Genomic DNA, 13665 nt, shown 5'->3' on the forward strand with positions numbered 1-13665 from the left:
CGGACCGGACAGACCTTCAAGACCCGCCGGGGCAGTGTCGCAGCGGCGCGAGCCCGACCTTACTCAGGTGAACGTCGCCCCACCGATGAGTGACTCCCTTCCGTTCCTGGCCGGTGGCGGCCGCGCGGCCGCGATGATCCGCGCGCGCGACTGGTCGGCGCATCCGCTCGGGCCTCCCGAGACCTGGCCCGAGGCTTTGCGCACGGCGCTGAGCCTGGTGCTGAACTCGCCCGAGAGCATGATCCTGGCCTGGGGACCGGACCTGCACTTCTTCTTCAACGAGACCTACTTCCCGCTGCTCGGCCCCCGGCTCGACTGGGCGATGGGCGAGCGCTTCGACAAGGTCTGGGCCGATGGCTGGGAGCAGGCGAGGCCGATCATCGAGGACGCCTTCGCGGGAAGCAGCCGGCGCTTCGTCGACTTGCCGTGGAAGCTCGGCACCGATCGGGGCGAGGCCGAGACCTGGTGGACCTTCTCCTATTCGCGGGTGCTCGACGGGCAGGGGCGCGTCGCCGGCCTGTTCATCCTCACCAACGAGACCACCGCCCAGGTGATCGCGGCAAGGCGCCTGCGGGAGAGCGAGGCGATCGCCCGGGAGAACATCGAGCGGGTCCAGCTCGCCCTCTCGGCCGGGGCGATCATCGGCACCTGGTTCTGGGACCTGCCGAACGACCGCTTCACCGTCGACGAGGCCTTCGCCCGCAGCTTCGGCCTCGATCCGGGCTTAGGCCGCGAGGGCCTGAGCCTGGAGCAGGTGATCGAGACGGTGCATCCGGACGACCGGGCCGGGCTGATCGCGGCGATCGACGCGGTGGTGATCCGCGGCGGCGCCTATGCCCACCAGTATCGCACCCGGCGCACCGACGGGCAGTATTACTGGCTGGAGGCGAACGGCCGGGTCGACCACGGCCCGGACGGCACGCCGCTGAGCTTCCCGGGCGTCCTCATCGACGTGAACGAGCGCCGCGCCGTCGAGGCGGAGCGCGACCGCGCCATCGCCCAGCTGCGGGCGCTGACCGAGACCCTGGAGCAGCAGGTGGCGGAGCGCACCACCGAGCTGATGCGGGCCGAGGAGGCGCTGCGCCAGTCGCAGAAGATGGAGGCGGTGGGCCAGCTCACCGGCGGCCTCGCCCACGATTTCAACAACCTGCTCGCCGGCATCTCGGGCTCGCTCGAGCTGATGCAGACCCGCATCGGCCAGGGCCGGCTGAAGGACGTCGACCGCTACATGGTGGCGGCGCAAGGCGCCGCCAGGCGCGCGGCGGCGCTCACCCACCGGCTGCTGGCCTTCTCGCGCCGCCAGACGCTCGACCCGCGCCCGACCGACGTCAACCACCTGGTGGCCGGGATGGAGGAGCTGATCCGGCGCACCGTCGGGCCGGCGATCGAGATCGCGGTCTCGGGCGCCCCCGACCTCTGGACCGTCCTCGTCGATCCGCCGCAGCTCGAGAACGCGCTGCTCAACCTCTGCCTCAATGCCCGCGACGCGATGCCCGATGGCGGGCGCATCGCGATCGAGGCCGCCAACCTGCGCCTCGACGCGGCGGCGGCGCGCGCCCACGACCTTCCGCCCGGCGACTACCTGTCGCTCAGCGTGACCGACAGCGGCAGCGGCATGGCGCCCGACGTGATGGCCCGCGCCTTCGACCCGTTCTTCACCACCAAGCCGATCGGCCAGGGCACGGGCCTGGGCCTCTCGATGATCTACGGCTTCACCCAGCAATCGGGCGGTCAGGTGCGGATCACCTCCGAGCTCGGCCACGGCACCACCGTGTGCGTCACCCTGCCGCGCCACCACGGCGCCTCCGAGGCGGAATCCGCGCCGACGAGCCTGGCGGACGCACCCCGGGCCGAGCGCGGTGAGACGGTGCTGATCGTGGACGACGAGCCGACCGTGCGCATGCTGGTGACCGAGGTGCTGGAGGATCTCGGCTACACCGCCATCGAGGCGGCCGACGGCGCCTCCGGCCTCAAGGTGCTGCAATCGGACGTGCGCATCGACCTCGTCGTCACCGATGTCGGCCTGCCGGGGGGCATGAACGGCCGCCAGATGGCCGATGCGGGCCGGGTGCGGCGACCGGGCCTGAAGGTGCTGTTCATCACCGGCTACGCCGAGAACGCGGCGCTCGGCACCGGGCAGCTCGAACCCGGCATGCAGGTGCTGACCAAGCCCTTCGTGGTCGAGGCCCTGGCCCTGCGCATCCGCGACATGCTGGCCCGCGCCTGAAAATCATTACGCCACGTTAAGCGGGTCGTGGTCCAGGGGGAGGGGCCCACGATAACCTGGGACGCATCATGTTCGCCTCCACCCGGCGCTCCAGTGCCGCCGCCAAGCTCGACGCCATCGAGCGCTCGCAGGCCACCGTGACGTTCGGCCTCGACGGGCTGCTGATCGAGGCGAACGAGAATTTCATGTCCCTGATGGGCTACCGCCTCGACGAGGTGCGCGGCCGCCACCACCGCCTCTTCGTCGATCCCGCCGAGGCGGCGGATCCCGCCTACGAGGCGTTCTGGGCCTCGTTGCGCCGTGGCGAGTTCCAGAGCGCCGAGTACCGGCGCCTGGCCAAGGGCGGGCGCGAGGTCTGGATCCGCGCGAGCTACAACCCGGTGCTGAATGCGGCCGGCCGGCCGATCCGGATCGTGAAGTTCGCCCTCGACATCACCGCCGAGAAGCAGGCGGCGACCGACGCCGCCGGCCAGATCGCCGCCATCAACCGCTCGCAGGCGGTGATCCACTTCGCCCCGGACGGGACGATCCTCGACGCCAACGCGCATTTCCTCGCGGCGACGGGCTACCGGCTCGACGAGGTCGTCGGGCGCCACCACCGCCTGTTCGTGACCGACGAGCAGGCCGCCGGACCGGATTACCGCGAGTTCTGGGCCCGGCTCGCCCGCGGCGAGTACCATGCGGGGGAGTTCAAGCGGCAGGGCAAGGACGGCACCGAGATCTGGATCCAGGCGACCTACAACCCGATCCTCGACGCGACCGGGCGCACGCTCAAGATCGTCAAGTACGCCACCGACATCACCGCCGCCAAGCAGCACGCCGCCGACACGGCCGGCAAGATCGAGGCGGCGCTCCGCTCGCAGGCGGTGATCGAGTTCGACATGGACGGCATCATCCTCGACGCCAACGGCCATTTCCTGAAGGCGATGGGCTACGGCCTCGACGAGATCGTCGGCCGGCACCACCGGATGTTCGTCTCCCCCGACCAGGCCGCGAGCCGGAGCTACGCCGAGTTCTGGGAGGGGCTGCGCGCCGGGCGCTACACCTCCGCCGTGTACCAGCGCCGCGGCAAGGGCGGCCGGGAGGTCTGGATCCAGGCCACCTATACCCCGGTCCTCGACCTCAACGGGCGCCCTTGCAAGGTGATCAAGTTCGCCACCGACGTCACCCACAGCATGAGCGTGCGGGCGGAGGCGATCGCGGACGCCGAGCAGACCCTGACCCGGGTCCAGACCGTATCCGCCGCCGCCGAGGAGATGCACCGGACCTCGGTCTCGATCGCAGGCCAGATGGGCCAGTCGCGCCAGGCCGTCGGCGAGATCCAGGAGCGGATGGGCGCGGCGGGCGCCGCCACCGAGCGACTGGATCAGGCCGCCCAGGCGATGAACGGGGTGGTCGAGGCCATCACGGTGATCGCCGACCAGATCAACCTCCTGGCGCTCAACGCCACGATCGAGGCGGCCCGGGCCGGGGCGGCGGGCCGCGGCTTCGCGGTGGTCGCCGCCGAGGTGAAGAACCTCGCCGGCCAGGCCCGGGCCGCCACGGGCCGGATCTCGGGCGAGATCGGCGCCATGCAGACCGTGTCCCGCGAAGTCGCCGAGGCCCTGGGCTCGATCCGCGGCGCCGTTGATGCCGTGCAGGGCTTCATAGCCGGGACGGCGGCGGCGAGCGAGCACCAGCGCAGCACCACCGGCGAGGTCAGCGCCAGCGTCCAGGCCACCGCTGCGGGCGTCGCCGACATCGCCAGGAGCCTCGACGGATGGCTGCTCGGCCTGGAGGAAAGGCGAACCGAGGAGCGGGTACGGACCTCGATGCCCGGCCGGGTCGCGCTGCCGCCGGGATCCGGGCCGGTGGATGCGATAGAATGCGTCGTGCTCAACCTCTCGGCATCGGGCGCGAAGATCGCGCTCGCGCGTCCGGTCCGGCTGCCGGCCCGGATCCTGCTGCATGTCGACCACCAGGCGGCACGTTCCTGCGAAGTCCTGCGCCAGCACGGCTGCGAGATCGGCCTCCGCTTCGTCGCGTGAGGCCGACACCGATTCTTGCCACGGGAAATCATTTCGTTAGCCGGCTTTTTAACGCCTCTCCCACGGCGATGCGGTGGCGGGCGGCGGCAAATCGTGCCTTGGTCCCCCTGCCCGCCTCGGGCCTTGAGATCAACAATCGACCAGGGAACGTCCCGATGCCCACGCCCGCCCACGACGCGGTGGCGGTGGAGGATGCCAGCCTCACCGCCTTCTACCGCGACATGACCCCGCCGGAGCGCCACACCTTCTGGGCCTGCGCCGCCGGCTGGGCCCTCGACGGCATGGACTTCATGATCTACCCGCTGGTGATCGGCACGATCATCACGTTGTGGAGCGTGGATGCCGGCACCGCCGGCCTCGCCGCCACCGTGACGCTGCTCGCCTCGGCGCTCGGCGGCTGGCTCGCCGGCTACCTCGCCGACCGGATCGGCCGGGTGCTCACGCTTCAGATCACCATCCTGTGGTTCTCGTTCTTCTCGCTGGTCTGCGCCTTCGCGCAGGACTTCTCCCAGCTCCTGATCGCCCGGGCGCTGCTCGGCCTCGGCTTCGGCGGCGAGTGGGCGGCGGGCGCGGTGCTGATGGGCGAGACCATCCGGGCCCAATATCGCGGCCGCGCCGTCGGCTCGGTGCAGTCGGGCTGGGCGATCGGCTGGGGCATGGCGGTGCTGGCCCAGGCCATCCTGTTCTCGGTCCTGCCGCCGGAGACCGCGTGGCGCTGGATGTTCGTGATCGGTGCCGCGCCGGCGCTCCTCGTCTTCTACCTGCGCCGCTACGTCGAGGAGCCGAAGGTCGCCGTCGAGACCCGGGCGAAGGCGAAGGCATCCGGCGACAGCCCGGCCATCTGGGAGATCTTCTCCGGCCCGCTCCTGCGCACCACGCTGCTCGCCTCGCTGATGTCGGCGGGCTGCCAGGGCGGCTACTACGCCATCACCACCTGGCTGCCGCGCTTCCTCACCACAGAGCGCGGCCTGTCGATCGTCTCCTCGACCGGCTACCTCGCCGCCCTGATCGTCGGATCCTTTGCCGGCTATCTCGCGGGCGCCTGGCTCGCCGACCGGCTCGGGCGGCGGCCGCTGTTCCTGATCTTCTCCCTCGGCGCCGTCGCGGTGATCCTGATCTACACGCAGGTCCCGCTCTCGAACGCGGTGTTGTGGGTGCTGGGTTTCCCCCTCGGCTTCTTCGCCTCGGGCTACTTCTCCGGCATGGGCGCCTTCCTGACCGAGCTCTACCCGACGCGCCTGCGCGGCTCCGGCCAGGGCTTCTGCTACAATTTCGGCCGCGGCATCGGCGCGCTGTTCCCGGCCCTCGTGGGCTATCTCTCGGCCGGGATGAGCCTGGCGAGCGCCATCGCGATCTTCGCCGCCATCGCCTACGGGGTGTTCTTCCTCACGGCCTACGCCCTGCCCGAAACCCGCGGAAAGGTGCTGCACGCCGATGCCTGAGATCCGCGACTGTCCCGGGCCCGCCCCGCATCCGCGGGGTCCCACCCGCTTCACCGTGCCGGCGGGCGCGGTCGACACCCATGCTCACGTGATCGGCCTGCCCCCGGCCTATCCCTTCGTGGCGACGCGCAGCTACACGCCGCCGCCAGCCGCGCCGGAGGCCTATCTCGGCATGCTCGACGCCGCCGGGATGACCCGCGGGGTGCTGATCCAGGTCAGCGTCCACGGCACCGACAACCGGCTGATGCTGGAGACGCTGCGGGCGCATCCGGACCGCCTGCGCGGCATCGCGGTCATCCCCTTGGGATTGCCTGAGGCGGAGCTGGCGGCGCTGAAGGATGCCGGCGTGGTCGGCTTGCGCCTCAACGTGCTCTATGGCGGCGGAATCGGCTTCGAGGCGGTCGAGGCCTATGGCGCACTCTGCCGCGAGATGGGCTGGCACCTGCAATTCCTGATCGATGCCCGCAGCCTGCCGCCGCTCGCCGGGCGGCTCGCCCGGCTGCCGGTGCCGTTCTGCATCGACCATATGGGCCATTTCCCGACCTCCTGCGGGGTCGAGGACGAGGGCTTCCGCACCCTGGTCTCGCTCGTGCGCGACGGGGCCTGGGTCAAGCTCTCGGGCGCCTACCGCAACTCCGTCGCCGGCCCGCCCTACTCCGATACGGTGCCGTTCGCCCGCGCCCTCCACGCGGCGGCGCCCGGGCGCTGCGTCTGGGGCTCGGACTGGCCGCATGTCGCGCATTGGGGCCCGATGATGAATGTCGGCGACCTCCTCGACCTGCTGGCCGAGTGGGTGCCGGACGCGGCCGAAAGGCACCGGGTGCTGGTGGAGAATCCGGCGCGGTTATACGGGTTCTGAGGTTGGGCGTGCGCCACCGGTTGCGCCCCTGACCTGACACCGAACCCCGCCGGCGGACGCGCCCCGATCGGCCGCTATAGCCGCGCCAGTTGGGTCAGGTGATCGGCGATGCCCGTTACCTGCCCCGCGGCGTTGATCGTGTCGAAGAAGTCTTGCCATCCCGAGGCGGCGATGCCCTCCACGAGCGCGCCGAGTGCGTGCCGGTCCGGGAGACGCCATACGGCGAAGAAGCGTCGACCGGTGCCATGCGGGACAGCGGGATCGGCGTCCCCGAACCCGACCGGTTCGATGCCGAGCGCCGTCAAGGCCGCCATTCCGTCGCCGACCTTCGCGAAGAACGCCTCGCGCGCTCCTGCGTCGAGGGAGAGCCAGGCGGGCTTCGGCTCGTAGAGCTCGACGAGCATGTGCGTCATGTCTTGATCTCCTTGAGAACGGGCTTGTCGATCGAGCGTAGCGCGCGCCGGGCGATCCGCCGGGTTGCGGGCAGCGGGTCGCCCTCACACCATTCCGCGACGAGGCCACGGACCCAAGTCGGCCTCGATTTCGCGGCGTCGTTGAGCCAGTTTCCGACTGAATCCTGGACATAGGCGGATGGATCGGCGCGGAGCGGTTCGAGCACCCGGCGGCCGGACGACGGATCGGATTTCAAGGACGCGATGTGGGAGCACCAGACGCCGCGCGGCCGGGTCGCCTCGGACGCGAAACGTCGGACGCGGTCGGAAGGGTCGGCCGTCCACTTGGCGAGAAGCGTGATCGCTTCGTGGATCCGGGCCGCGATCGCCGGACGGACCGCGAGCCAGGCCCATTCCCGGACGCCGAAATGCTCGTCATCGGCAAAGCGACGGATGGCTGCCAGCTGGTCGGACAATGGTTTGTCCTGAGCGCCGATCATGAAGCACGCCCAGCCGCGCACCGTGTCGCTCGGGTGGCGTCCCAGAGGTCCGATCGCCTGTGGCCCGAGCCGCTCCAGCAGGATCTGCCCGACCGCGGTCATGCGGGCGGAGATGCCCAAAGCGCCGAGCCGCAGGACATCGCCGTCGTCCAAACCGGTATCCGCGGGAACGACGTGACGGAGCAGGCTGCCGAAATCGACCGCCAGGATTTCGGCGAGGTTGCAGGTCCCGATCAGGCCGGCATCGATCGCCGCGCGGCGTTTGTCGCGCTCATGCTCCATGTGCCGCCGCCTTCCGCGTGCCCGCATCCGTGCGGGCGAAGACCTTCGCGAGCAGATGCCGCAGGGTGTCGCGCTCCGCCGCCGACAGGTCCGAGAGGAGCGAGCCGATCCAGCGGCTATGCTCACCTGTCAGCCGTCGTATCAGGGCGGCACCACCAGCAGTGAGCCGTATCGTCAGCTTGCGGCGATCAATATCGTTCGAGGCCCGTTGGACGAGCCCTGATCGCTCCAACCCATCCACGAGCCCGGTGACGGTGCCGCGCGTGATGCCCGCCCGCTCGGCCAATTCATGCGGCGACAGGCCGTCCTCGGCGTCCTGGAGCAGGAACAGGAGGACGAATTTTCCCTCCGACAGGTCATGGAGGCCCAGGCGCGCGGCGCAATCCCGGTCGATTGCCGCCGTAAGCGAAAGCACCTCGAAACAGGTGCGCATGCCCTCGACGATGGCCTCGGGCTGGTCCTCCGATCGGTCCAGCAAAGCGGCATATTTCTGAGCCAGCAGTATCATAAGGCGCCATACTATATGGCGCCGTCCGTGCGTCAACTCGCCTATGTCGGTCGAGTGCGTCTGCGACGGTGGACCCGCGCTCATTCGACCTGGAGCGCCCACCGCCGCGTCGCATGAGACACCGCCATCGGTACTCCGTCCCCCCTCTCCAGGTCCGTACCGGCCCCGGAGAAAGGGGGTCACTCGGATCGCCTACAAGGATGGCCACCCGAGCAGCCGCCCCGGCGCGAACGGCGCCACCGGCACTGCCGGCGTGCGGCCGGTGGCGAGGTCGGCGACGAGCTGGCCGGTGATCGGGCCGGTCGAGAGGCCGATATGGCCGTGGCCGAAGGCGAAGATCAGGCCGGGATGGCGCGGCGCGGGTCCGATCACCGGCAGCCCGTCCGGGGTCGAGGGGCGCGAGCCGAGCCAGGGCCAGTTGTCGAGGGGCTGGCCGAGGCGCACCGTGCCGGCGGCCTCGCGGGCCGCCGCCTCGATCTGGGAATAATCCGGTTCGGCATGGCGGTCCGCGACCTCGACGCCCGAGAGCACCCGCACCCGTCCCTCGCCCATCGGCGACAGGATCGAGGCGGCGCCGGTATCGTAGACCGGGCGGGTGAGGGCCGGGCTGTCGGGGTGCAGGGCGTAATGGCGGTGATAGCCGCGCTCGGCCGCGAAGGCGAAGCGGTAGCCGAGGGGCCGCGACAGCTTGTTGGCCGCCGCCCCCGTCGCCAGCACCACCTGGCGCGCCCGGACGGTGCCGGCCGGATGGACGACGCGCCAGCCCTCGGGCCCCGGCTCCAGGCGCGTGACGGCGGTGCGCAGGGTCCGGCCGCCGAGACCGGCGAACAGCCGCTCGGCCGCCTCGACGAGGCCGCCGGGATCCCCGACCGCGCCGGTCTCGGGCAGCAGCATCGCGCGGGCGAAGGGGCGGATCAGCGCCGGCTCCAGCGCCTGGATGGCGGCTCCCTCGACGATCTCGAACGGCACGCCGTGCTGGCCCAGGATCTCGCGCTCCAGGGCCGCGCCGGCGAAAGCCTCTTCCGTGCGGTAGAGCTTCACCCAGCCGCATTCGCGCAGCAGGTGGGGCACGCCGGCCCGGTCGGCGAGGCGCCGGTGCTCCGGATAGGCGGCGTCGGTGAGCGGGGCGAGCGCGTCGGCGGCCCGGCGCCAGGCGGAGGTGCGGGCGCTCGCCAGGAAATGCGCCGCCCAGGGCAGCACCCGCAAGAGGTGGAGGTGGCGCAGCCGCAGGCCCGGATCGGCGTTGCGCAGGTAGGCCGGCAGCTTGCCCCACAGGCCTGGGCTCGACATCGGGAAGATCGAGCCGCGGCTGACCACGCCGGCATTGCCGTAGGAGGTGCGCGCGCGGGCCTCGCCGGGGTCGCACAGGACCACGTCCTGCCCGCGGTCCTTCAGGGCGATGGCGGAGGACAGGCCCACCATGCCGCCGCCGACCACCACGATGTCGGCCGTCTGCTCGTCGTGTTGCATCGCTGCTGTTTCTTTTCGCTCAATGCAGATGTGTGCGGGAAAAAAGAGGCGCGAGCTCTCTCCTCTACCCACGGGCGGCAGGGTTGTCCGGGAAAAACCCGCGCTCTAGTTTTCCGAATGTCCCTGCCGTCCGTCAGAGATACCCGCCAGATCGAGCACCGTCCCCAGGAGCACCCGCGTCGCCGCGTCGGCATCCTCCGGGGTGATCGACTCGGCGGGGTTGTGGCTGATGCCGCCGCGGCAGCGCACGAACAGCATCGCCGAGGGGCCGAGCGCCGCCATCGCCACCGCGTCGTGGGTGGCGCCGGAGGGCAGCCGCAGGGGGGCGTGGCCGAGGCGCCGCGCCACCCGGTCGAACGCGGCCTGGAAGCCCGGATCGAGGGCGACCGCCGGGTTGTCCATGTAGGTCTCGGACGTGAAGCCGACCGCGCGCTTCTGCGCGATCGCCCGGCACTCGGCCTGGATCGCCGCGAACAGGCCCGCGCGGTCGGCATCCTCCGGCGCGCGCAGGTCGAGGCTGAAATCGACCCGGCCCGGGATCACGTTGACGGCTCCCGGCACCACCGCGAGGGATCCCACCGTCGCGACCGCGCCCGGCACGGCCTCGCCCAGGCGCTCGACGGCGAGGGCCATCTCGGCGGCGGCGGCGAGCGCGTCCCGGCGCATGCCCATCGGCACGGTGCCGGCATGGTTGGCCTCGCCCGTCACGGTGCAGCGCGCCCGGGTGAGCCCGACGATGCCGGAGACCACCCCGACCGGCTGCGCCGCCGCCTCGAGGGCCGGCCCCTGCTCGATATGGATTTCGAGGTAGCCGGCGATGTCCTCGCGCCGCCGGGTGAGGGCCGGGATGCCGTCCGGATCGCCGCCGAACTGCGTCAGCGCCTCGCGCAGGGTGGTGCCGGCGGCGTCGCGGCCCTCCAGCCACTCCGTCTTGTACTGCCCGGCCCAGGCCTTCGAGGTCGAGAGCGAGGTCGGGAAGCGCACGTTCTCCTCGTCGCCGAAGGCCACCACCTCCAGGGCGAAGGGCAGGGGAAGGCCGCGGACCTCCTGCGCCACGACCAGTCCCGCCACGACGCCGAGGGGGCCGTCATAGCGCCCGGCATCGACCACGCTGTCGATATGCGAGCCGAGCACCAGGGCCGGCAGACCCGGCTCCCGCCCCTCGATCCGCCCGACCACGCTGCCGGCGGCATCGATCCGCGCCGTCAGGCCCGCCTCCCGCATCAGGCCGAGCACCGCCTCGGCCGTCGCCCGGTGGGCCGGCGAGAGATAGAGCCGGGTCAGCCGGCCGGGCTCGTCGGTATGGCGGGCGAGGTCGTCGATCAGCGCCATCACGCGGGCGCCGAGGCGGGGGGTGTCGGTCATGGTGGTCGCGACCCTTCCAGTGTCGAGCGGGCGGTATGCAGGGTCGGTGCCGGTCGAGGCAATCGCGACGTCCGGTTCACTCCTCCCCCGGCGGGGTGCGGCGCGTCGCCTTGCGGCGGGCCTCGCGCCGCAGCGGGCCTGCCACCGGGCAGACCTCCTGAACCAGGGCGCCGAGCATGTTGACCAGACTGTCCTCGACCAGGCTGTAATCGATCCGGTTGCCCCGGCGCGCGCCCACGATCAGCCCCGCCGCCGACAGGATCGAGAGATGGGCCGAAAGCGACGGTTTCGAGATGTCGAACCGCGCCGCGATCTCCCCGGCGCTCAGAGGACCGGCTGAGAGATAGGCCAGGATCTTGCGCCGGACGGGCGACACCAGCGCCTCCGCCATCACCTGCAGACCGTCCGACAATTTAGGCTCCTGCCTAATTAGACCGTTGACAAAATACCAGGCTGCGCCACCCTGTGCAAATTAGGCTATAGCCTAAACAGGAGCGGGTCATGGCGGATGGGGGGAGCACCGGGCTCGGCCGGACAGCTCGACCGGGACTACACGGCGGCGCGGCACGAGGCGGAGGTGATGGCGGGCGCGAGCCGCGATCTCGCGCAGCGGGCCATGGTGTATCACCACCTCTTCCGCCACTCGGGAGGCAATCACGCCTTCCCGCTGCTCGCCGCGCATGGCGCCCTGTGGGCCGGAGGCCACTTCGCCAGGGGCGAGCGGATCGGGCTGGGCCTGTCACTCTCGGCGTTGCACCGGCCGGCACGCAGGCGCGCCCGTCTCGCGGCCCTGGCGGCCTTCGCGGAGGCCTTTCGCGAGATCAACCGGCGGGTCTGCGTCGAGGTCTACGCGACGTACCGCTTCACCCTCGCGCATGGCGAGAGGGCCGGGACGGACGCTTACGTCGACGCGCTCCTCCTCGACGCGCTGAACCGCTGCCACCACGCCGTGCGCCGGATGCGGGCCTTGGGCCAAGCCGAGCGGGCCCGCCTGTTCGAGGCCTTCTTCCGCTGGGAGCAGCGCGCGGTCGTCGCGCCCTCCGTTGCCGCCGCGGCGAACGGATTCACCTGGGAGCCAGTCCGCCGCCTCGCCCTGCGCCCCTCGATCCGCTTCGCCTACATGCGGCATCGGGAGACGCTGCACTTCGCGAACTTCGCCGACACCGACGAGCGGATCGAGAAGGGCCTGCGCGCCTACGCGGTCGCCGAGGCGGTCGGCTGGGACGAGGTAGAGGCGCGGCTGTCGCGCTACCGCGCGCTGCCGGCGGGCTGTCTCACGTCGGCCGGCACCGCCTTCCATACCGCCCGCGCACGGCTCCTCCCGCCGGAGCACCTCCGTCTCGCAGCAGCCCGCTCGGTTCAGCCGGCGTGAGGTCGTGGACCGTCGAGGGGGGCGAGACCGTCCGTCGGCGCGGCGGGCGCCCGGATGCGTCCGAGGTCCCGGGCGAGGCCGGCGAGTTCCGGCACCGGGGTGTCGCCCTTGCCGAACAGGGCGGCATCGAGGGCAACGAGGCGCGGTGCGAGGCCCGGATCGGCCCGCCACGCCGCCGCGAGGGCCGGATCGCGGCGGGCGGCTTGGTTGAGGGCGGCGTGGACGCCCCGCACGTCGCGCCGCCGGGCGGCCCGGGCGAGGGTCCGCAGGGCCGCGGCCGCCGGGGACTCGCGGCGGCGGGAGACACCCCAGGCGCCCAAGCCCAGCCCGAAGGCGGCGAGCCCCGCGACCAGCGCCCGCCAGGGCGAGGCCGGGGGAGGAGGCGCCTCCTCCGCGGGTTTCGCGGCCCGGCCGCCGACGATCCGGGCCGGGATCTCGGCCGTGCGCATCACCCGCGCCCGCGTGTCGAACCACGGGACGGCGATCGCCGAGAGAGTGATCGGCTCCGGCACGCCCGGTCGCACGTCCCAGCGATAGGTCACCCGGGCCACGGGCCCCGCCGGGGTGATGCGGGTCTGGCGCTCGACCGGCCCGGCGAAGGTGAGGACGCCGCGGGTGCGCAGGACCGGCCGCGGCGGCAGGGCGTCGGCGGTGACGCCGCGGACGTCCAAGGTCACGGTGCGACGGGCCGGCTCGCCGAGCTTCAGGGTTTCCGGCTCGGGCTCCCACCGGTCCGTCACCGTCACGTCCTGCGCCGCCAGCCACCAGGGCTCGGAGGCGTCCGGCCCGCCCGGCCCCTGCCAGGCCGCGACCTCGAGGGGCAGGGGGCTTGATCGCACCTCGACCACCCGGCGCTCGCCGCCATCGACGATGGTCAGGCGGTGCACGAAGGGATCGATTACGAGGCGGCCGGGCCCCTGCGGAAACACCGCGACGGTGCGCTCGAAGCCCCGCGCCTCCTGGCCCTGGATCGTCACGCGGGACCAGTGATCGCGGCCGAGCTGGGTCCAGCCGAAATGCGGCAGGCTCGGCTGGCGCAGGTCTTCGAGGGCGATCTGCGCCCGGTAGGTGCCGCGGATGCGCAGCAGCACCATCTCGCGCGGGAAGGGGGTGGCGCCGCCCGGCACCTCGGCGGTGACGGTCAGGCTGAGGTCGCCGTCCTCCAGGGCGAAAGCCGGCGTCGCGGCCAGCACCAGGAGAGCGACGAGAGATCCCCTCATC

12 protein-coding genes are annotated in these 13665 nt (G+C 71.8%); 5 read left to right on the forward strand and 7 right to left on the reverse strand.

Going from position 1 to position 13665, the window contains the following annotated elements; all coding sequences use genetic code 11:
• Positions 1-85 precede the first annotated feature (85 nt).
• The 4 genes from VQ03_RS05200 (at position 86) to VQ03_RS05215 (ending at position 6555) form a co-directional block, all read left to right on the forward strand.
• Positions 86-2227, forward strand: a complete 2142-nt coding sequence (locus VQ03_RS05200) for a PAS domain-containing hybrid sensor histidine kinase/response regulator (protein WP_048449805.1) — start codon at positions 86-88, stop codon at positions 2225-2227.
• A gap of 68 nt (positions 2228-2295) precedes the next feature.
• Entirely contained in the window at positions 2296-4254 is a 1959-nt protein-coding gene (locus VQ03_RS05205) for a methyl-accepting chemotaxis protein (protein ID WP_048449806.1), read from the forward strand.
• 155 nt (positions 4255-4409) lie between these two features.
• Positions 4410-5696 carry an MFS transporter gene (locus VQ03_RS05210; RefSeq protein ID WP_048449807.1) on the forward strand — a complete coding sequence of 429 codons (1287 nt, stop codon included), beginning with the start codon at positions 4410-4412 and terminating at the stop codon, positions 5694-5696.
• Entirely contained in the window at positions 5689-6555 is an 867-nt protein-coding gene (locus VQ03_RS05215; protein ID WP_048449808.1) for an amidohydrolase family protein, read from the forward strand. The genes VQ03_RS05210 and VQ03_RS05215 overlap by 8 nt, the downstream gene beginning before the upstream one ends.
• A 74-nt stretch (positions 6556-6629) precedes the next feature.
• Here VQ03_RS05215 and VQ03_RS05220 read toward each other — a convergent pair whose 3' ends face one another.
• From VQ03_RS05220 to VQ03_RS05245, 6 genes are all read right to left on the reverse strand, one after another.
• Positions 6630-6968, reverse strand: a complete 339-nt coding sequence (locus VQ03_RS05220) for a DUF6616 family protein (protein ID WP_048449809.1) — start codon at positions 6966-6968, stop codon at positions 6630-6632.
• On the reverse strand, positions 6965-7729 hold the full coding sequence (locus tag VQ03_RS05225) for a HEAT repeat domain-containing protein (protein WP_048449810.1): 765 nt from the start codon (positions 7727-7729) through the stop codon (positions 6965-6967). The genes VQ03_RS05220 and VQ03_RS05225 overlap by 4 nt, the downstream gene beginning before the upstream one ends.
• Positions 7719-8237 (reverse strand): MarR family winged helix-turn-helix transcriptional regulator, encoded by a 519-nt coding sequence (locus VQ03_RS05230; protein WP_048449811.1) that lies wholly within the window; start codon positions 8235-8237, stop codon positions 7719-7721. The genes VQ03_RS05225 and VQ03_RS05230 overlap by 11 nt, the downstream gene beginning before the upstream one ends.
• A 192-nt stretch (positions 8238-8429) precedes the next feature.
• Positions 8430-9707 (reverse strand): NAD(P)/FAD-dependent oxidoreductase, encoded by a 1278-nt coding sequence (locus tag VQ03_RS05235; RefSeq protein ID WP_048449812.1) that lies wholly within the window; start codon positions 9705-9707, stop codon positions 8430-8432.
• Between the two features lie 105 nt (positions 9708-9812).
• The gene (locus VQ03_RS05240; RefSeq protein WP_048449813.1) at positions 9813-11072 is read right to left on the reverse strand and encodes an allantoate amidohydrolase; all 1260 of its coding nucleotides are present in this window, start codon (positions 11070-11072) and stop codon (positions 9813-9815) included.
• Between the two features lie 76 nt (positions 11073-11148).
• Positions 11149-11484, reverse strand: a complete 336-nt coding sequence (locus VQ03_RS05245) for a metalloregulator ArsR/SmtB family transcription factor (RefSeq protein WP_245291972.1) — start codon at positions 11482-11484, stop codon at positions 11149-11151.
• Positions 11485-11580: 96 nt separating this feature from the next.
• Between VQ03_RS05245 and VQ03_RS05250 the strand changes: the two genes are divergently transcribed.
• Entirely contained in the window at positions 11581-12444 is an 864-nt protein-coding gene (locus VQ03_RS05250; RefSeq protein WP_048449814.1) for a hypothetical protein, read from the forward strand.
• Here the strand turns inward: VQ03_RS05250 and VQ03_RS05255 are convergent.
• The gene (locus VQ03_RS05255; protein WP_048449833.1) at positions 12432-13664 is read right to left on the reverse strand and encodes a BatD family protein; all 1233 of its coding nucleotides are present in this window, start codon (positions 13662-13664) and stop codon (positions 12432-12434) included. The genes VQ03_RS05250 and VQ03_RS05255 overlap by 13 nt on opposite strands.
• Position 13665 lies beyond the last annotated feature (1 nt).

This window comes from Methylobacterium tarhaniae, assembly GCF_001043955.1.
GTDB classification, from domain to species: domain Bacteria; phylum Pseudomonadota; class Alphaproteobacteria; order Rhizobiales; family Beijerinckiaceae; genus Methylobacterium; species Methylobacterium tarhaniae.

What these genes read in the sequence shown, in the direction of transcription:
- VQ03_RS05200 (WP_048449805.1), top strand. Translation starts at nt 86, where the DNA reads ATGAGTGACTCCCTTCCGTTCCTGGCCGGTGGCGGCCGCGCGGCCGCG.
- VQ03_RS05205 (WP_048449806.1), top strand. Translation starts at nt 2,296, where the DNA reads ATGTTCGCCTCCACCCGGCGCTCCAGTGCCGCCGCCAAGCTCGACGCC.
- VQ03_RS05210 (WP_048449807.1), top strand. Translation starts at nt 4,410, where the DNA reads ATGCCCACGCCCGCCCACGACGCGGTGGCGGTGGAGGATGCCAGCCTC.
- VQ03_RS05215 (WP_048449808.1), top strand. Translation starts at nt 5,689, where the DNA reads ATGCCTGAGATCCGCGACTGTCCCGGGCCCGCCCCGCATCCGCGGGGT.
- VQ03_RS05220 (WP_048449809.1), bottom strand. Translation starts at nt 6,968, where the DNA reads ATGACGCACATGCTCGTCGAGCTCTACGAGCCGAAGCCCGCCTGGCTC.
- VQ03_RS05225 (WP_048449810.1), bottom strand. Translation starts at nt 7,729, where the DNA reads ATGGAGCATGAGCGCGACAAACGCCGCGCGGCGATCGATGCCGGCCTG.
- VQ03_RS05230 (WP_048449811.1), bottom strand. Translation starts at nt 8,237, where the DNA reads ATGATACTGCTGGCTCAGAAATATGCCGCTTTGCTGGACCGATCGGAG.
- VQ03_RS05235 (WP_048449812.1), bottom strand. Translation starts at nt 9,707, where the DNA reads ATGCAACACGACGAGCAGACGGCCGACATCGTGGTGGTCGGCGGCGGC.
- VQ03_RS05240 (WP_048449813.1), bottom strand. Translation starts at nt 11,072, where the DNA reads ATGACCGACACCCCCCGCCTCGGCGCCCGCGTGATGGCGCTGATCGAC.
- VQ03_RS05250 (WP_048449814.1), top strand. Translation starts at nt 11,581, where the DNA reads ATGGGGGGAGCACCGGGCTCGGCCGGACAGCTCGACCGGGACTACACG.
- VQ03_RS05255 (WP_048449833.1), bottom strand. Translation starts at nt 13,664, where the DNA reads ATGAGGGGATCTCTCGTCGCTCTCCTGGTGCTGGCCGCGACGCCGGCT.